This is a genomic window from Cellulomonas sp. URHD0024 (assembly GCF_000426185.1).
In the GTDB taxonomy this organism is placed as follows: Bacteria; Actinomycetota; Actinomycetes; order Actinomycetales; family Cellulomonadaceae; genus Cellulomonas.
Genome location: NZ_AUEW01000001.1, coordinates 1 through 18,529, shown reverse-complemented (window position 1 = coordinate 18,529; position 18,529 = coordinate 1). Strand labels below are relative to the sequence as shown.

Below are 18,529 nucleotides of genomic sequence, written 5' to 3'. Positions count from 1 at the left end.
CCAGGAGGGGCAGGCGGCGTCGGCCGGGAGATCGTCGACTCAGGAGGCGTCCGGGTCCTCGACCGGCCACGGGACCGACTCGAGCGTCGACCAACCACGTGCGCGGGCGGCCGCTGCCGCGAGGACACCGGTGACCGCCGTCGGGCTGTGCAGGCGGCCGCCCAGGGCCGCGTCCACGGCCTCGTCGAGGGGCACCCAGACGGGGACCATGCCGGCCTCCTCGTCCGTCCGTGCGAACAGGTCCGACTCGGGCACGGCCGACAGGTCGCGGGCGAGGAAGACGCGGATCCGCTCGTTCGATCCGCCCGGCGTCGTGAAGAAGTCCACGAGCCGCCACCAGGACGCGGCGTGCAGGTCCGCCTCCTCTGCGAGCTCGCGGGCAGCGGCGACCACCAGCAGCTCGTCGGGCACGTCGCGCAGGCCGGCCGGCGGTTCCCAGAGCTCGAAGCGCACGGGATGCCGGTACTGCGAGAGCAGCAGCACCCGGTCGTCGTCGTCGAGCGCGATCACCGCGACCGCACCGGGATGCGCGACGTACTCACGCAGCACCTGGGTGTCCCCCAGGTCCACCACGTCGGCGTCGAGGTCGAAGACCTTGCCCTGGTGGACCCGACGGTGCTCCAGGACCGGGCGCGAAGCTTCGAGGTCCTCCAGCGGCATCAGGACTCGTCACCGCGCTGGGCGAGCGCAGCACCGATGAGACCGGCGAACAGAGGGTGCGCTCGCGTCGGACGCGACTTGAACTCGGGGTGCGCCTGCGTCGCGACGAAGTACGGGTGCACCTCACGCGGCAGCTCGACGAACTCCACGAGCGACGTGTCGGGCGAGACGCCCGAGATGACCAGTCCGGCCGCCTCGAGCTTGTCGCGGTAGGCGTTGTTCACCTCGTAGCGGTGCCGGTGGCGCTCCGAGACCTTGGTCGCGCCGTACGTCTCGGCGATGACGGATCCCGGCGTCAGCAGCGCGTCGTACGCGCCCAGACGCATGGTGCCGCCGAGGTCGCCCGCACCGCCGACGAACGCGTGCTGCTCGGCCATCGTCGCGATGACCGGGTGCGCCGGGTCGGTGTCGAACTCGGAGGAGGAGGCGCCGTCCAGACCGAGGATGGTGCGCGAGTACTCGATGACCATGCACTGCAGGCCGAGGCAGATGCCGAGAGTCGGGACGAGGTTCTCCCGCGACCAGCGCAGGGCTCCGAGCTTGCCCTCGATGCCCCGGACGCCGAACCCGCCGGGGATGAGGACCGCGTCGACCCCCTCGAGCGCGAGGCGGGCACCCTCGGGCGTCTGGCAGTCGTCGGACGTGACCCAGCGGATGACCACCTTGGCATCGTGGTGGAAGCCACCGGCCCGCAGGGCCTCCGTCACGGACAGGTAGGCGTCGGGCAGGTCGATGTACTTGCCGACGAGGGCGACCTCGACCCTGTGGGCGGGCTGGTGCACGCGGCGCAGCAGCTCGTCCCAGCCCTTCCACTCGACGTCGCGGAACGGCAGGGCCAGCCGCTGCACGACGAAGGCGTCGAGGCCCTCGGCGTGCAGCACGCGCGGGATGTCGTAGATGCTCGGCGCGTCCTTCGCCGTCACGACGCCCTCGACGTCGACGTCGCACATGAGCGCGATCTTGCGCTTGGTGGCCTCGGGCACGTCGCGGTCGGCGCGCAGGACGATCGCGTCCGGCTGGATGCCGATGCTGCGCAGCGCAGCGACCGAGTGCTGCGTCGGCTTCGTCTTGAGCTCGCCGGATGGGCCGATGTACGGCACCAGCGACACGTGCAGGAAGAAGACGTTCGCGCGGCCGAGGTCGTGCCGCACCTGGCGGGCCGCCTCGAGGAACGGCAGCGACTCGATGTCGCCTACTGTGCCACCGATCTCGGTGATGATGACGTCGATGTCCTCGCCGGCCTGCTCACGCATGCGCGACTTGATCTCGTCGGTGATGTGCGGGATCACCTGCACCGTGTCACCGAGGTACTCGCCGCGCCGCTCCTTCGCGATCACCTGCGAGTACACGCCACCGGTGGTCACGTTGGCCGAACCGACCAGGTCGACGTCGAGGAACCGCTCGTAATGACCGACGTCCAGGTCCGTCTCGGCGCCGTCCTCGGTGACGAAGACCTCGCCGTGCTGGAACGGGTTCATGGTGCCGGGATCGACGTTGAGGTACGGATCCAGCTTTTGCATCGTGACCTTCAGGCCACGGGAGCGAAGGAGTCGACCGAGGCTGCTGGCCGTCAGACCCTTACCGAGGGAGGAGGCAACACCCCCAGTGACGAAGATGTGCCGGGTCGTGGATTCCGACCGCCCGGAGAGTCGATGCGCGCGCTCTGTCACGGGATTCCAGACTACCCGACGAACGCCCGTCGCCGGGGCCCCGAGCACGGTGAGTCCCGACACCTCGGATGTCAGAAGATCGGGCCGTCGAGGTTCGCAGGATCCGGGACACGGTCCTCGGCGGGTCGGCGAGGTTGCGACTCGAGCCGACGGAAGTCCTGCAGCGTCGTACGGTCGAGAGCGACCATCGCACCGAGCACCACGAGCGCGGCGAGGATGCCACCACCGGCAGCGGCGGCGATCGCGGTCATCGCATCGTGGCCGACGAGCGACGTGACGGCGTCGACCACCCCCCGGCCCAGCACGGCGCCGACCACGCCGCCGCCGACCACGACGATCGCCGTCCGCGCCAGCCCGGCAGTGGCGGCACGGCCGGTCGCGCGTCGCAGGAGCAGGACGGCCACGACACCGCCCACCAGCATGCCGACAGATCCGGCGATCGCGACGGCAGCCAGCGCCGCGCCGGAATCGGTGCCGTCCGGCACCAGGAGCGCGCCGAGGACCGGGGCGGCCACGACGACCGTGCCCCAGCCGGCCACATTGGCCGCGATGGCGGATCGTCCGCGCTCGAGCGCGTAGAGGGCACGGGAGGCATGGAACATCACCGCGAAGCCGAGCAGCCCGGGGAGCATGAGCGTGACCGTGGGGGCCAGGGTCGGGAAGCTCTCCGGATTGCCGGTGACGGCCCCGAAGATGTCGCCCACGGCCGGCGACGCCGCCGCCAGCGCAGCCCCGCCGAGGGCGGCGGCCACCAGCACGGCACGCGTCGTCCCCGAAGCCATCCGTGCGAACGCGGGGATGTCGCCGGACGCTGCGCGCGTGGAGAGCCGAGGGAACGTCGACGTCGCCAGCGGCACCACGAGGACCGCGTACGGCAGCAGGTACACCTGCTGCGACCACACGTAGATCGAGTAGGCACCGCCGCCCCCGCGAGCGAAGGCGACGAGCATGATGACCACGACCGAGAGCTGCTGCGCGACCAGCGACCCGACCCCGGCGAACGCGAGCGCAGCCAACCGACGCCCCACCCCGGTCGGGAACCTCAGCGTCGGCCGGATCCGCACGCCGAGCCGACGCACGGGCACGAGCATCGGGAAGCACATGGCCGCGACGCCGAGCGTCGTCCCCCAGGCCAGCCACGCGAGGGCACCAGAGCCGACCGCCGCGGGGTCGTCCAGCTCGCCGTCGGACAGCGCGATGTACAGCACGTACGTCCCGATGACGACGACGGACGAGAGCACCGGGGCGAACGCGGGCCAGAAGAACCGCTTGTGCGCCTGCAGCACCGCGTACAGCAGGACTGCGATGCCGTACATGGGCACCTGGACGGCGAAGACGGCGATGAAGAACTGGAGGAGGCCGCGCTGGGAGTCGTCGAGGTTGGGCCAGACTGCCGAGATCGGTCCGCTCAGCGCTGCGAGCAGCCCACCGAGCGGCACCAGCACGAGCAGTGTCCAGCCGACGGTCGCCGAGACGATCGCGTCGACGTCCTTGCCCAGCGCCCGGGAGATCGGCAGGGCGAGCACGGGGATGAGCGCGCCGGCGAGCGCGCCGCCCGCAGCCACCTCGAAGAGCACGTTGGGCAGCGTGTTCGCCGCGAGGTACGCGGCACCGATCTCGCCGTCGTGGAAGGCGCGCGCCTGGAACAGGTACCGCGCGAACCCGAGGACGCGGCTGAGCACCGTGACCGCCGCGATCATCGCGGCGGCGCCACCGAGCCCGGCGAGCGTGCGCCGGGCGGCCGGGCTCACGCGGACCAGTCCACCGGGGTGTCGGCGGGACGCCGGCCCCATGCGTCGAGATCGCGGAGCACCGGCGTGCGCTCGATGACCTTGGTGAAGCTGACCTTCTCGCTGGCGACCGTCAGACCGACGACCACGGCGAGCACCGCGAGCCGGACAGATCGGGGCGCCGACAGGACGAGCGCCGTCCCCAGCGTCGCCCCGATCGCGTTGGCACCGCCGTCGCCGAGCATGTCGGCCTCGGCGAGGTCCTGGTCGATCGCGGAACCCGAGGCCCCGAGGACCGCGGCGGCCGCGCCGGCGCCCGCACCCGGACCGAGAGCCAGCGGAGCAGCGACGATGCCGACAGCCTTGAGCGCACGGCCCGGACGCAGGTCGAGCAGGTTGACCAGGTTCGCGCTCGACGCGATGAGCGCACCGGAGGACCCGACATCGCCCAGCCAGCCGACGGCCGACCGGCGGGTGCCGTCGGGCCCATGACCAGGGGTGGCGAGCGCAGCTGCCACGAGGGCACCCGCTCCGATGCCGAGCACCTTGAGGCCGCCCGTCGTCACCCTCCCGTGGGCGAGCGCACCGAGATGGCCTCGCAGCCCTTTGCGCCGGTCCCCGGCGTCCTCGCCGAGGTCGTCCGCGAGGCCGAAGGCCGACCCCGCGGCCGTCGCGACCGTCAGGGCCGCGCCTGCACGTGCCGAGGACGCACCGACCAGACCGCCGACAAGAAGCCCGGCCGCGACCGAGGGGCCTTCGAGCAGGCTCACCGGCTCACCGCGATGGTTCGTGCGCGTCCACTGCGCCTGGCCGCCCGGCGCCTGACCGTCGAAGACACCGCGAACCACCGAGGTGACGACGCCCGCGACGACAGCCGCGGCGGCCCTGCGGAGCACGGACGTCACGGGGCGGACCCGGCGCCGGCGTTCTCCGGGACCGCGGCCGCGCGACTGACGGGCGGCAGCTCGATGGCAGGCGGCAGCACCGTCTCGCCCTCATCGAACCCGTAGTGGCCGTTCTTCCCGCCGATCCGGTTGGCCAGCGCGAGAGGGACGTTGATCTGGCCGGTCACCGCGTCGGTGCCGGACACGGTCGTCAGTGCCGCGGAGAGGTCGCCGTCGGCGAGGACCGCATCCGTCAGAGCGCCCTTGCCGCGGGGACCGTCCGCGAGCACCGCGCCCGAGGAGAGCTCCTGTGCCGCCGTCAGCACGGCGATCTGCGCCGCGACCACGGACGCGGCCGGCTCGGGCGACGGCGTCGCCCCCGCCGCGACCGGTTCGAGCGGGACCGCGACGACGACGATCGCGTCGGCCGGCATCGTCACGTCCTCCGCGATCGTGACGAGGGGGTTGTCCTTGTTCTCCGACGAGGACAGCACGTCGAGCAGCGTCCCGGCGTCGTTCGACAGCACGTCCGGGTTGGCCGGGTCCGCGGTCACGAGCGCCTGCACGAGCGCGGACGCGAGGTCCGCCTCCGCCCCCGCATCCGCCGGTGGGGTCGGGTCGAGGTACTGGGTCAGCTGGCTGACGAGTGCCTGTCGGAACGTGCGGACGTCCGGGTCGGTCCACATGTCGGTGAGCGTCACGTGGGCGGTCACTGTCGCACCCGACTGGTCGAGACGCTGGTCAAGCGCGGTCCGGCTCTTCTCGGGGACGTCGCCGAGCGCGATGATCGCGACGCGACGGTCGGTGAGCGAGCCGTCCAGCAGCTGCGGACCCGACGCGTCGATGTAGGCCTCGGAGTCCTTGACGGCACTCGCGTTGGTGTCCAGCTCGGCGCGCAGCGCGTCCTTCTCCGTGCGCAGCTGCTGGACCTGGCCCGTGAGCGTGTCCCCGATCGTCTCCTTGAGGGGACCCGCGCCGAGCGCGATGCCGACAGCGAGGGCCAGGAACACCGAGATCAGTGAGACGACGTGGTAGCGGAAGTCGATCATCGTGCGCAGTCTCCGTCGGGTACAGGCCCGGCGGTGGTCGCCGGATACAGGTGCAGGGGGACGTGGTCCTCGAGAGTCGAGTGCATCGTCACAAGCCGTCGAACAGCCCGCGGACCCACGAGGTCAGGTCGTCGATGCGCGCACCGAGAAGGCCGATCATCGTCTGCCCTGCCGCCGTCGACGCCAGGGCGACGCCGAGAGCGAGCAGTCCGGCGAGGACGAGCAGCGTGAGCTGGACGTTCGAGATCCGGTTCCGGTAGAGCCTCGACACGCCCTTGGCGTCCACGAGCTTGCTGCCCACCCGGAGCCGCGTGAGGAATGTGCTCGCCATCCCCGAGCGGCCCTTGTCGAGGAACTCGACGAGCGTCGCGTGCGTACCGACCGCCACGATGAGCTCGGCGCCCTTGTCGTCGGCCAGGAGCATCGCGACGTCCTCGCTGGTGCCCGTGGCGGGAAAGACGACGTGCGGGACGTCGAGCTGCTCGACCCGCGCCAGGCCCGGTGCGCGCCCGTCGCGGTAGGCGTGCACGATCACCTCGGCTCCGCAGGTCAGCGCTCGGTCGGAGACGGAGTCCATGTCGCCGACGATCATGTCCGGCCGCCAGCCGGCGTCCAGGATCGCGTCCGCTCCCCCGTCGACCCCGATGAGCACCGGGCGGTACTCGCGGATGTAAGGGCGGAGCGTGACGAGGTCTTCCTTGTAGTGGTAGCCGCGCACCACGATCAGGACCTGACGGCCGTCGATGTGCGTGCGGATGTCCGGGACACCGACGCCGTCCAGCAGCAGGTCCCGCTCCCGGCGCAGGTAGTCCATGGTGTTCGCCGCGAAGGACTCGAGCTGGACCGACAACCCGGCGCGAGCCTCTTCCATCGCGGCCGTGACCGTCTCGGTGGTCTGGGTGACACCCTCGGCCACCAGAGTCTCGCCGTCGTAGACGGAGCCGTCGACGACGCGCAGGCGGTGACCCTCGGTGAGCGACATGACGTCGGCGCCCAGGTCGTCCACGAGCGGGATGCCGGCGGCGACGAGGATCTCCGGGCCGAGGTTGGGGTAGCGCCCCGAGGTCGAGCGCGCCGCGTTCAGGACCGCCGCGGGCTGGCACGCGACCAGCGCCTCGGCCGAGACGCGGTCGAGGTCGAGGTGATCGATGACAGCGATGTCACCCGGACGCAGACGCTTGGTCAGACCCTTCGTGCGTGGGTCGACCCGGGCCGGGCCGTTGACGACGCCGGCTTCGGGCACAGCGGTGCGTTTGCGCAGGGATGCTCTCATCGTCGTTCATCGTCCCACGGACGAGAGCTCGAGAAGCTCAGCCGCGTGGGTGCGCGCGGCATTCGAGTCCTCCTGGCCCGACAGCATGCGGGCGAGCTCGCGCACACGGTCGTCGTTCGTGACCAAGCGCACGTCCGACTCGGTGACCACGTCGACACCGTCTGCGGTCGACTTGGTCACCACCAGGTGCCGGTCCGCGAAGGCGGCGACCTGCGCGAGGTGCGTCACCACGAGGACCTGGGTGCCGTGAGCGAGCTCCGCCAGCCGGCGCCCCACCTCGATCGCCGCGCGGCCGCCGACCCCTGCGTCGACCTCGTCGAAGACGAACGTGCCCGGCCTCGTCGCGCCCGAGTCGGGTGCCGTGGCCAGAGCGACCTCGATGGCAAGCATGACCCTGGAGAGCTCGCCGCCCGACGCGCCCTTCCCGAGCGGTCGTGCCGGCGCACCGGCGTGCGGGACCAGCAGCATCTCGACGCGGTCGGCGCCGTGCGGTCCGGGCTCGTCGAGGGGCTCGACGAGGATCCGCAGCTCCGCCCCAGCCATCGCCAGACCCGAGAGCTCCTCCGAGACGACCGCTGCCAGCCGGGTCGCACCGTCGCCGCGGCCGGTCGAGACCCGGTCCGCCAGCGCGACGAGCTCCGCCCCCAGAGCCGCGCGCGCAGACTGCAGAGCGTCGATCCGCTGGTCGCCCCCGTCGAGCTCGAGCAACCGCCGTCCCGCGGTATCCGCCCACTGCAGCACCTCGTCGACCGTCGAGCCGTAGCTGCGGGTCAGGGAGGCGAGCTCGGCCCGCCGACGCTGCGCGGCATCGAGCCGCAACGGGTCTGCCTGCAGGTCCTCGAGGTAGGCCGCGAGGTCGGTCCCGGCGTCGACGAGGAGGTAGCCGGCCTCGGCGATCCGGGTGGCGAGGGCGGCAAGGGCGGGGTCGTGTGCACCCTCGTGCTCGAGCAGCCGTCGCGCCAGCTCGATCGTCGCGACCGCCCCGACCACCTCGTCGACCTCTCCGCCGACGAGGGCCGAGTGCGCCCCGTTCGCTGCCGCGCGGAGGTCCTCGGCGTGGGCGAGCCGCTCGACCTCCTCGGCGAGGGCGACATCCTCGCCGGCCTGGGGGTCCACCCGCTCGACCTCGGCGAGCCCCAGCCGCAGGAGCTCTGCCTCGCGTGCCCGGTCGCGTGCGCGCTCGACCAGCTCGGTCAGCTCAGCCTCGACGCGCGCCCGCTCGGCCCAGGCACGGCGGTATCGCCCGAGAGCGTCGACGTGGTCGGCACCGACGAACGCGTCGAGCGCCTCACGCTGGTGGGACGGCGATCGCAGCCGTGCCTGATCAGCCTGGCCGTGGACGGTCACGAGCTCGTCGGCGAGCTCGGCCAGCACGGTCTGCGGCACGGAGCGGCCGCCGAGGAACGCACGGGACCTGCCGGTCGACCCGGCACCGACGGTCCGCACGAGCACGAGGCTGCCGTCGTCGTCGAGCTCGGCGCCCGCCTCCCCGGCCCGGTCGAGTGCTGCCGAACCCGGCTCGAGCGAGACACGCCCTTCCACCGCGGCCGAGGGCGCTCCGATGCGCACGGTAGCCGAGTCCGCCTTGCCCCCCAGGAGCAGGCCGAGCGCGGTGAGCACCATCGTCTTGCCCGCGCCCGTCTCGCCGGTGATGACCGTCAGCCCTGGCCCGAGCTCGAGCTGGGCGCGGCCGATGACGCCGAGGTTCTCGATCCGGATCTCCTCGATCATCCGTTTACCTCGTCGTCGTTCCGTCGTCGATGCTGCGCGGCCGTCCGGTCCCGTTCGGCCGACCCCGCCAGCCGTCGACCGGCAGCGCGAACTTGTTCACCAGACGCGTCGTGAACGGCGCCAGCGTGAGGCGCGCCAGGCGTACGGGGACGTCGCTGCGCTGGACCTCGACGCGCGAACCGACGGGCACCTCGAGACGTCGTCGCCCGTCCAGCGTGACCTGGCCGGCGGCCGGCGAGCGCTCCAGCACCTCGACCGCGAGCCTGCTCCGGGGACCCACCACGAGGGGGCGCGCGAACAGCGCGTGCGCCGCGATGGGCACGAGGATCATCCCGTCGACGTCCGGCCAGACGACCGGGCCGCCTGCGGAGAACGCGTGGGCCGTCGAACCGGTGGCGGTCGCCGCGACGATCCCGTCGCAACCGAACGAGGAGAGCGGGCGCCCGTCGACCTCGATGAGCACCTCCAGCATGCGTGAGCGGTCGACCTTCTCCAGGGCGGCCTCGTTGAGCGCCCAGCCGGAGCCGATGGAACCGTCGCGCGCCAGCACCCGCACGTCCAGCGTGCCGCGCTCCTCGACCTCGAACTCCCCCGCCGTCAGCCGCCGCACGGCCTCCCCGATGTCGTCCCGCTCGCTCTCCGCCAGGAACCCGACATGGCCCAGGTTGACCCCGAGCAGCGGGACCGCCGTGCCTCGCGTCAGCTCGGCCGCACGCAGGATCGTCCCGTCGCCGCCCAGCACGATCGCGAGCTCGAACGACGGCAGGTCGGAGGCAACCGCGTCCTCGGCCGCCAGCACCGGTTCGACGCCCGCGTGCTCCAGCGCCGCGACGGCGTCCAGGGTGGCCGACCGAGCCTCCTCGCGGCCGCCGTGCGTCACCACCAGCGCACGACGGCTCATCGCTCCCCCTCGGCAAGTACCGCAGCGCGGATGCCCTCGACGTCCACGTGGACAGGCGGGTCTGCCACGACGCCGTCCGCCGCCTCGCCCCGGCGGAACCAGACGAAGAACTCCACGTTCCCGCTCGGCCCCGGCAGGGGACTGCGCACGACCGCCCGGACGCCCAGACCCAGCGCGGCTGCGGTGTGCGCAACCCCGACGACCGCGTCGACCCACAACGCGGGCAGGCGGACCACACCGCCCGATCCCAGGCGCTCGCGACCGACCTCGAACTGCGGCTTGACCATCAGGAGAAGGTCGGCGTCCGGTGCCGCCACGTCGGCCAGAGCCGGGAGCACGATCGACAGCGAGATGAAGGAGAGGTCCGCGACGACGAGCGTCGGCGCCGGATCGATGGCGCCACGGCCCAGCGTCCGCACGTTGACGCCCTCTCGGACCTCTACCCGGGGCTCCGCCCGGAGACTGTCGACGATCTGGTCGTGGCCGACGTCGACCGCCACGACGTGCGCGGCACCGCGGCGCAGCAGGACGTCGGTGAAGCCCCCCGTGCTCGCACCCGCATCGAGGCACCGGCGCCCGCGCACCTCGATCCCGTCCAGGGCGTCGAGCGCGCCGGCGAGCTTGTGCCCAGCCCGCGACGCGTACCCAGGATCGTCGTCGTCCGGCTGCACGGTCACGGCGCGCTCGTCCGTCACCTGGAGCGCGCTGCGGACGACGGCCTCGCCGTCGACGGTGACGCGTCCCGCGACGATCAGGTCGACGGCGTGCTTGCGCGAGCGGGCCAGGCCGCGGCGCACGAGCTCGGTGTCGAGGCGAGTGGTCACGGCGGTCTCAGCCCTCGGCGTCGGCGAGCCGGTCCTGCAGCGCACCGTGGACCGCGTCGAACACGGCGACGTGGGCCCGCAACGGTTGGGCCTCCAGACCGGTGAGCCGCGACAACGCCTCATCGACGGCTGCGTCAGCCGTCGAGCCGTACCCGTCCTCGGCACCCGTCGATGCGTCGACCATCTCGCTCACTGCAGTGCCTCCCTCTGGTTGGTCGGGTGCGTCCGCACGTCGATCCGAGCCTGGCCCTCACGAGCGACCGCACCCGGAGAAGACCCCGTCCTCACATGATCCCGTCCGGACATGATCCCGCCGAGCCAAGCCGCTCCGAGCGCTGTCCGTCCCGGCTCGACCGCGCGAGCTGGAACCGCCCGTGCTCGGACGCGCCCACGCTACCTGGCAACTCCGACGCATCCCGTCCGGCACGCACCGGGTCGTCAGCTCGTTGCCATCTCCGGGACTGTGGTCGCATCGATCTCCACGCCGCCGTCGGCAGCAGCCCACGCCGCCGCACAGGCCGCGCGCACGACGTCGACCCGGTCCTCGACCCCGGTCGCGTCATGGCGGCCCAGCTCGAGCGCACCGTCGACGATCCGCGCCGACGCCGCACGGCACGTCCACCACCCGTCGCCCACCTGCACCGGCTCCGGGTGCGCGACGAGCAGCGAGAGCAGATCGGCCCCGATGAGGTGCGGACGCTCACCGGGCCTGGCGAGCACGTCGTCGCGGGCGGAATTGACCCCCGTCAGCACGTGCAGGCCGACGAAGCCGCCCGCGCGCGCACCGGCGAGGTCCGTGTCGAGACGATCACCGACGACGAGCGTCTCGCGCGCGCCGGCCCGCTCGACGGCCATGTGGTACATCGTCGGCGACGGCTTGCCCGCGCTGTCCGGCTCGACGCCGGTGGCAGCCCGAACGGCACCGACGAGCGAGCCGTTCCCGGGGGCGAAGCCGCGCGCGGTGGGCAGGCTGAGGTCCAAGTTCGACGCCACGTGCCAGGCACCCCGCTCGATCGCGTAGGCCGCCTCGGCGAGCTGCGCCCAGCCGACCTCCGGCGCGAATCCCTGCGCCACCGCAGCGGGCTCGTCGTCGGCGGAGAACACCACCTGGTAGCCGGCCGCTCGTACCGCGGTCACGAGTCCCGCGCCGCCGACGACCAGGACCTTCTCGCCCGCGGGCAGGCGGGACGCGAGGAGCTGCGCCGCCGCCTGGGCCGCGGTCATGACGTCCGAGGGCTCCGTCGCGATTCCCAGCCCGGTCAGCTGCTCGGCCACCGACTCCGGTTCACGGGAGGCGTTGTTGGTGACGAACACCAGGCGCATGCCGCGACCGCGAGCAGCCGAGAGCCCCTTCGCGGCACCCTCGATCGGGTCATGACCCTTGTACGCGACACCGTCGAGGTCGACGAGCGCCAGGTCGAACCGGTCCGCCAGGGGCGTGGCCGACCCGATCAAGGTCGCAGCGTCCGTCACCGATCGTCCTCGCTGTCGCCGTTGCTGCTGTCGTCGGCGCTCGTCGAATCGGCCGCGACCACGTGCTCAGCCGAACCGGACTCCGACTCGTCAGCGACGTCTTCGCCATCGTCGGACCCGGCCTCGTCGGGCCCGCCCACGGGCCCGGACTCGTCGTCGGACCCGCCGACAGGCCCGGACTCGTCGGACCCGCCGACGGGCTCGGACTCGTCGTCGACCAGAAGGGCTTCAGCCTCGGCGAGCGCATCGTCGTCGTCGTCCACGTCGTCGAGCTCAGCAGCGGCCAGCTCCGACGTTCCGGGGTCCCCGGACGCCTCGACGGGGTAGTCCTCGTAGTCACCCTCGTCGTCGAACTCGCTGAGGTCGAACGCCACGAACTCCTCGTCGGGCTCGACGTCGCCGGCGGCCTCGTCGAGCTGCTCCTGCGTGTACGGCGCGAGCTCTGCGGCAGCCTCGTCGACCTGGCCCGCCGCCTCGAGAGCCGTCGACCGTGCCTGCGCGACCCGGATCGCGACGATCCCCGAACCGGCACGGACGGCGTCGGTCGAGAGTGCGGCCAGAGCGGCCTCCGGTTGCCCCAGATCAAGGCGGGCGCCGCTCACGACGATGGCGAGCTCGATCTGCGCATCGGAGTCCAGCGTCGACGCCTCGGGCTCCTGTGCGAGCGCCAGCGCGCGCTCCGGACGACCGAGACCGCGTTCGCAGTCCGCCATGATCGCCAGGTGCTCCGACGACCCGTTCAGCCGACGCACGGTGCGCAGCTCACGGAGGGCCTCGGCGTACCGCTCGGTGCGATAAGCGGCCAGCCCGGCCGCCTCCCGGACCACGTCGACCCGACCGGCGCGACGCACGGCGGCCTGAGCGTGCTCGTAGGCGAGCTCCGGGTCGGTGTCCAGCAGCCGGCCCACCATCACCAGGTGCCGACCGACACCGTCGGCGTTGTCCTTGCTGAGCGTCCGCAGACGCCCGCGCACGGAACGGTCGAGGTCGGCGAACACGACGTCCTCGGGGATCTCCGGTGCCTGGACGCGCTCTTCCTGAGGCGGACGGGTCAGCCTCTTGTCGTCGTCACGGCGGTCGCCCGAGCCCTGTGCTCCACGCACGCCCGCAACGGCTGGCGCACCGTACGCCGGGCGCCCTCGATCTCCGGACGGAGGCCGACGGTCGCTCGTCGCCGGTCGGTCGCTGCGCCCAGCGGACGGGCGCTCGGTACGAGGCCGGTCGCTCGACGGCGTCCGGCCCGTCGACGAGCGGTCGGTGCGCGGCCGCTCTCCGGACGGCCGGTCGCCGTACGACGGGCGGTCAGAACGCGGCCGGTCCCCCGTGGGCCGGTCGCTGCGGTCACCGTAGGAGGGTCGCTCGGTGCGCGGGCGGTCGCTCGTGCTCCGGTCACCGTACGAGGCCCGGTCGTCGCGCGGCCGATCGTTGCGGTCACCGTACGGCGGGCGCTCGGCACGATCACTCGACGATCGGCCGCTCCGGTCACCGTAGGTCGGCCGATCAGAGCGCGGCCGATCGGACCGATCACCGTAAGGCGGCCGATCGGTCCGGGCGCGGTCGCCCGCCGGCCGGTCCCCGTAGGGCCGAGAGGTGCGTGAGCGGTCGCCGGTGGGACGACGGTCGGACGAGCTGCGGTCGAGGTGCGAACGGTCTCCGTAGGTACCGCGGTCGCTCGCCCCGGCGGACCCGAACGACGAGCGGTCGCCCGTCGGTCGCCGGTCGTCGCGGGGACGGCTGCCCGAGCCCGAACGGTCTGCCTGGGAACGGTCGCCGTACGCAGGCCGACCGGTCGACGACGGGCGGTCGTTGCGGTCGCCGTACGCAGGCCTACCCGTCGACGACGGGCGGTCGTTGCGGTCGCCGTACGCTGGCCGACCCGTCGACGAGGGGCGGTCGTTCCGGTCACCGTACGCAGGCCGACCTCCGGACGACGGACGATCACTCCGTGAGCCAGCACCGTATGCCGGCTTCCCCGACGCCGAAGGACGGTCGCCGCGCGAACGGTCGCCGTAGGACGGGCGATCGGTCCGTGAACGGTCGCTCGCCGACGGACGGTCGCCATAGGAGGGACGGTCCGTGCGGGGCCGGTCGCCGTACGACGAGCGGTCGCTCTGCGGACGAGCGCCTGACGCCGCGCCTCCGCGGTCACCGTACGACGAGCGCTGACCCGAACCCCGCGCGCCGGACGAGGGCTCTCCGGTGCGGGGCCGATCGCCGTACGAACGGTCTGACGTTCCGGAGCGGTCCCCGCGGGGGCGGTCGCTGAACGGTGGACGGTCGGTGCGACCGGAGTAGGTGGGACGCTCACCGCGAGACGCTCCGCCGTACGGCGGGCGGCCTTCCCGGGAGCCAGAGGACGGACGGTCGGGGCGTTCGGCGCCGCGCGCGCCGCCGTACGAAGGCCGGTCACCTCGACCGGCGGACGACCGGCTCTCGTATCCCCCGCGCTCGCCGGAAGAGGGCCGATCTCCGTAGGACGAACGACCGCCGCCGGACGAACCACCCGCACCCGCGGGACGACCACCCGAAGAACTGCCGCGCGATCCGCCGTCACGGGAACCGCCGTACGGGGCTCCACCGGAACGGCCACGATCGCCGCCAGACGCGCCACGGTTCCCGTAGCCCGCCGAGCCGCGCTGGGAGCTCGAGCCGCTGCCGGATCGGCCGCCGCCGGCACCGCCCGACCGACCACGGTCGTCGGGTGTGCTCTTCGGACGGTCATCGCTGTTCATCTGTGTGCTCTCCTCGTCGGGTACGACGACACCATCGTCTCATCCCCGCTCTCGACACCGGACCCCCGCTCGAAGCGTGGCACGGCAGTAGTGCGTGACATGGCGTGGTGCGTCAAGAAACGGTTCAGGATGCGCCCGACGCTGCGCGCACAGTGGTACTGGAAACAGGAAAAGCCACCCCCGGAGGGGTGGCTTTCCTGAATGATGTCCGGCGGCGTCCTACTCTCCCACACCCTGGCGAGTGCAGTACCATCGGCGCTGAAGGGCTTAGCTTCCGGGTTCGGAATGGGACCGGGCGTTTCCCCTTCGCTATGACCGCCGTAACGTTGTCGAGTTGTCAAACGGGTTCCCGTTCGTCTCTCGGGAACCGCACAGTGGACGCGTAGCACATTGACTTGAATGAATGTGATGAAGTTGTCGGCTTATTAGTACCGGTCAGCTGCGAGGGTCTTTCGTCCCCTCTTCCACATCCGGCCTATCTACCCAGTGGTCTAGCTGGGAGCCTCTCGGGGATCAAGTCCCCATGGAAACCTCATCTTGAAGCAGGCTTCCCGCTTAGATGCTTTCAGCGGTTATCCCTTCCGAACGTAGCCAACCAGCCGTGCTCCTGGCGGAACAACTGGCACACCAGAGGTTCGTCCGTCCCGGTCCTCTCGTACTAGGGACAGCCCTTCTCAAGTTTCCTGCGCGCGCAGCGGATAGGGACCGAACTGTCTCACGACGTTCTAAACCCAGCTCGCGTACCGCTTTAATGGGCGAACAGCCCAACCCTTGGGACCTACTCCAGCCCCAGGATGCGACGAGCCGACATCGAGGTGCCAAACCATGCCGTCGATATGGACTCTTGGGCAAGATCAGCCTGTTATCCCCGGGGTACCTTTTATCCGTTGAGCGACGGCGCTTCCACAAGCCACCGCCGGATCACTAGTTCCGACTTTCGTCCCTGCTCGACCTGTCAGTCTCACAGTCAAGCTCCCTTGTGCACTTGCACTCGCCACCTGATTGCCAACCAGGCTGAGGGAACCTTTGAGCGCCTCCGTTACATTTTAGGAGGCAACCGCCCCAGTTAAACTACCCACCAGGCACTGTCCCTAGTCCGGATCACGGACCGAGGTTAGATATCCAGAGCGACCAGAGTGGTATTTCAACGTTGACTCCACCGACACTGGCGTGCCGGCTTCACAGTCTCCCACCTATCCTACACAAGCCGCACCGAACACCAATACCAAGCTATAGTAAAGGTCCCGGGGTCTTTCCGTCCTGCTGCGCGTAACGAGCATCTTTACTCGTAGTGCAATTTCGCCGAGTTCGCGGTTGAGACAGCGGAGAAGTCGTTACGCCATTCGTGCAGGTCGGAACTTACCCGACAAGGAATTTCGCTACCTTAGGATGGTTATAGTTACCACCGCCGTTTACTGGGGCTTAAATTCTGAGCTTCGCCTTGCGGCTGACCCGTCCTCTTAACCTTCCAGCACCGGGCAGGCGTCAGTCCGTATACATCGTCTTGCGACTTCGCACGGACCTGTGTTTTTAGTAAACAGTCGCTTCTCCCTGGTCTCTGCGGCCCTTCACGCTCCCCGAGCAAGTCGGTTCACGCTTCAGGCCCCCCTTCTCCCGAAGTTACGGGGGCATTTTGCCGAGTTCCTTAACCACGATTCTCTCGATCGCCTTGGTATTCTCTACCTGACCACCTGAGTCGGTTTGGGGTACGGGCGGCTAGAACCTCGCGTCGAGGCTTTTCTTGGCAGCATAGGATCACCGAATTCCCGCATTCGCGGTCACTGTCAGCTCTCAGGCTATATGAGGTGCGGATTTGCCTACACCTCGCCCTACGACCTTAGACGTGGACTACCATCGCCACGCTCGGCTACCTTCCTGCGTCACCCCTGTTAATACGCTTACCTACTACCGGTTCGGGTCACGCGCTCCATCAACCGGTGTCCCCGAAGGGACGATGGCTGATCTCGGGCGTTTAGCATCACCGGGCTCGGTATGGGCGGTTCTTCGCCGGTACGGGAATATCAACCCGTTGTCCATCGACTACGCCTGTCGGCCTCGCCTTAGGTCCCGACTTACCCAGGGCGGATTAGCCTGGCCCTGGAACCCTTGGTCATTCGGCGGACGGGTTTCTCACCCGTCATTCGCTACTCATGCCTGCATTCTCACTCGTGTAGGCTCCACCGCTGGGTTCCCCCGCGACTTCACTGCCCACACGACGCTCCCCTACCCATCCACACGCCTGAACCACGAAGGCTTAGCGCTTGTGTGAATGCCACAGCTTCGGCGGTATACTTGAGCCCCGCTACATTGTCGGCGCGGAATCACTTGACCAGTGAGCTATTACGCACTCTTTCAAGGGTGGCTGCTTCTAAGCCAACCTCCTGGTTGTCTGTGCAACTCCACATCCTTTCCCACTTAGCATACGCTTAGGGGCCTTAGCTGGTGGTCTGGGCTGTTTCCCTCTCGACTACGGAGCTTATCCCCCGCAGTCTCACTGCCACGCTCTGGCTTACCGGCATTCGGAGTTTGGCTAACGTCAGTAACCTGGTGGGGCCCATCGGCTATCCAGTAGCTCTACCTCCGGCAAGAAACACGTGACGCTGCACCTAAATGCATTTCGGGGAGAACCAGCTATCACGGAGTTTGATTGGCCTTTCACCCCTAACCACAGGTCATCCCCCAGGTTTTCAACCCTGGTGGGTTCGGTCCTCCACGCGGTCTTACCCGCGCTTCAACCTGCCCATGGCTAGATCACTCCGCTTCGGGTCTAGAGCACGCGACTGAATCGCCCTATTCGGACTCGCTTTCGCTACGGCTTCCCCACACGGGTTAACCTCGCCACGTACCACTAACTCGCAGGCTCATTCTTCAAAAGGCACGCTGTCACCCCTGCTAGGGAGGCTCCAACGGATTGTAGGCACACGGTTTCAGGTACTATTTCACTCCCCTCCCGGGGTACTTTTCACCTTTCCCTCACGGTACTTGTCCGCTATCGGTCACTAGGTAGTATTTAGGCTTACACAGTGGTCTGTGCAGATTCACTCCAGGTTTCTCGGGCCCGGAGCTACTTGGGATCCCCTTCGGGAGGCCACGCCATTTCGTCTACGGGGGTCACACCCTCTGTGCCGGGCCTTTCAATGCCCTTCGACTATGACGCGACTTTCTGACTCCCTGTCGGATCGGCAGATCCAACGGAAAGGTCCCACAACCCCGTGCACGCAACGCCTGCCGGCTTGAACACGTACACGGTTTGGCCTGATCCGCTTTCGCTCGCCACTACTCACGGAATATCTCTTCCTGGCGGTACTGAGATGTTTCACTTCCCGCCGTTCCCTCCACACACCCTATATATTCAGGTGCGGGTCACACGACATGACTCGTGCGGGGTTTCCCCATTCGGACATCCTCGGATCACGGTTCGTTTGCCAACTCCCCGAGGCTTATCGCAGGCTACAACGTCCTTCTTCGGCTCCTAGTGCCAAGGCATCCACCCTGTGCCCTTATAAACTTGACCACAAAGATCATTCAAAAAGATGCTCGCGTCCACTGTGCAGTTCTCAAGCTACGACCGGCTCCGGCACCCTCACCCCAGCGCCTACCCA

12 protein-coding genes and 2 rRNA genes are annotated in these 18,529 nt (G+C 69.8%); all 14 read right to left on the bottom strand.

The window, feature by feature from the left end; genetic code table 11:
• Positions 1 to 39: 39 nt before the first annotated feature.
• The 14 genes from I847_RS0100070 to I847_RS0100005 all read right to left on the bottom strand — a co-directional run bounded on the left by I847_RS0100070 (position 40) and on the right by I847_RS0100005 (position 18,441).
• Positions 40 to 660: an NUDIX domain-containing protein gene (locus I847_RS0100070; protein WP_028048046.1), complete on the bottom strand. Its 621-nt coding sequence runs from the start codon at positions 658 to 660 to the stop codon at positions 40 to 42.
• Positions 660 to 2,330: a CTP synthase gene (locus I847_RS0100065; RefSeq protein ID WP_028048045.1), complete on the bottom strand. Its 1,671-nt coding sequence runs from the start codon at positions 2,328 to 2,330 to the stop codon at positions 660 to 662. The genes I847_RS0100070 and I847_RS0100065 overlap by 1 nt, the downstream gene beginning before the upstream one ends.
• Positions 2,331 to 2,401: 71 nt before the next feature.
• Complete coding sequence (gene murJ / locus I847_RS21115) at positions 2,402 to 4,081, bottom strand: murein biosynthesis integral membrane protein MurJ (RefSeq protein ID WP_051274450.1); 1,680 nt, start codon at positions 4,079 to 4,081, stop codon at positions 2,402 to 2,404.
• Positions 4,078 to 4,965, bottom strand: coding sequence for a hypothetical protein (locus tag I847_RS0100055; RefSeq protein ID WP_028048044.1), 888 nt, complete (start codon positions 4,963 to 4,965; stop codon positions 4,078 to 4,080). The genes murJ and I847_RS0100055 overlap by 4 nt, the downstream gene beginning before the upstream one ends.
• Entirely contained in the window at positions 4,962 to 5,993 is a 1,032-nt protein-coding gene (locus tag I847_RS21110) for a copper transporter (RefSeq protein WP_051274329.1), read from the bottom strand. The genes I847_RS0100055 and I847_RS21110 overlap by 4 nt, the downstream gene beginning before the upstream one ends.
• An 88-nt stretch (positions 5,994 to 6,081) precedes the next feature.
• Positions 6,082 to 7,266 carry a putative cytokinetic ring protein SteA gene (gene steA / locus I847_RS0100045; RefSeq protein ID WP_028048043.1) on the bottom strand — a complete coding sequence of 395 codons (1,185 nt, stop codon included), beginning with the start codon at positions 7,264 to 7,266 and terminating at the stop codon, positions 6,082 to 6,084.
• A gap of 6 nt (positions 7,267 to 7,272) precedes the next feature.
• The gene (gene recN, locus I847_RS0100040; protein ID WP_028048042.1) at positions 7,273 to 8,997 is read right to left on the bottom strand and encodes a DNA repair protein RecN; all 1,725 of its coding nucleotides are present in this window, start codon (positions 8,995 to 8,997) and stop codon (positions 7,273 to 7,275) included.
• Positions 8,998 to 9,001: 4 nt separating this feature from the next.
• A complete protein-coding gene (locus tag I847_RS21105; protein ID WP_051274328.1) occupies positions 9,002 to 9,898 on the bottom strand; it encodes an NAD kinase in 897 nt (298 codons plus the stop codon).
• A complete protein-coding gene (locus tag I847_RS0100030) occupies positions 9,895 to 10,722 on the bottom strand; it encodes a TlyA family RNA methyltransferase (protein WP_028048041.1) in 828 nt (275 codons plus the stop codon). Before I847_RS0100030 ends, I847_RS21105 begins: the two co-directional genes overlap by 4 nt.
• Positions 10,723 to 10,729: 7 nt before the next feature.
• The gene (locus I847_RS27280) at positions 10,730 to 10,915 is read right to left on the bottom strand and encodes a hypothetical protein (RefSeq protein ID WP_034608637.1); all 186 of its coding nucleotides are present in this window, start codon (positions 10,913 to 10,915) and stop codon (positions 10,730 to 10,732) included.
• A 245-nt stretch (positions 10,916 to 11,160) separates the two neighbouring features.
• A complete protein-coding gene (locus I847_RS0100020; protein WP_028048040.1) occupies positions 11,161 to 12,195 on the bottom strand; it encodes an HAD-IIA family hydrolase in 1,035 nt (344 codons plus the stop codon).
• Positions 12,192 to 13,298 (bottom strand): lipopolysaccharide assembly protein LapB, encoded by a 1,107-nt coding sequence (locus I847_RS27275; RefSeq protein WP_231384018.1) that lies wholly within the window; start codon positions 13,296 to 13,298, stop codon positions 12,192 to 12,194. The genes I847_RS0100020 and I847_RS27275 overlap by 4 nt, the downstream gene beginning before the upstream one ends.
• Before the next feature lie 1,835 nt (positions 13,299 to 15,133).
• Positions 15,134 to 15,250, bottom strand: a 5S ribosomal RNA gene (gene rrf, locus I847_RS0100010).
• Positions 15,251 to 15,332: 82 nt separating this feature from the next.
• A 23S ribosomal RNA gene (locus tag I847_RS0100005) occupies positions 15,333 to 18,441 on the bottom strand.
• Positions 18,442 to 18,529 lie beyond the last annotated feature (88 nt).

Excerpts from the sequence above, each read along its gene's own strand:
- I847_RS0100070 (WP_028048046.1), bottom strand. The coding sequence starts at position 660 with ATGCCGCTGGAGGACCTCGAAGCTTCGCGCCCGGTCCTGGAGCACCGT.
- I847_RS21110 (WP_051274329.1), bottom strand. The coding sequence starts at position 5,993 with ATGATCGACTTCCGCTACCACGTCGTCTCACTGATCTCGGTGTTCCTG.
- steA (WP_028048043.1), bottom strand. The coding sequence starts at position 7,266 with ATGAGAGCATCCCTGCGCAAACGCACCGCTGTGCCCGAAGCCGGCGTC.
- recN (WP_028048042.1), bottom strand. The coding sequence starts at position 8,997 with ATGATCGAGGAGATCCGGATCGAGAACCTCGGCGTCATCGGCCGCGCC.
- I847_RS21105 (WP_051274328.1), bottom strand. The coding sequence starts at position 9,898 with ATGAGCCGTCGTGCGCTGGTGGTGACGCACGGCGGCCGCGAGGAGGCT.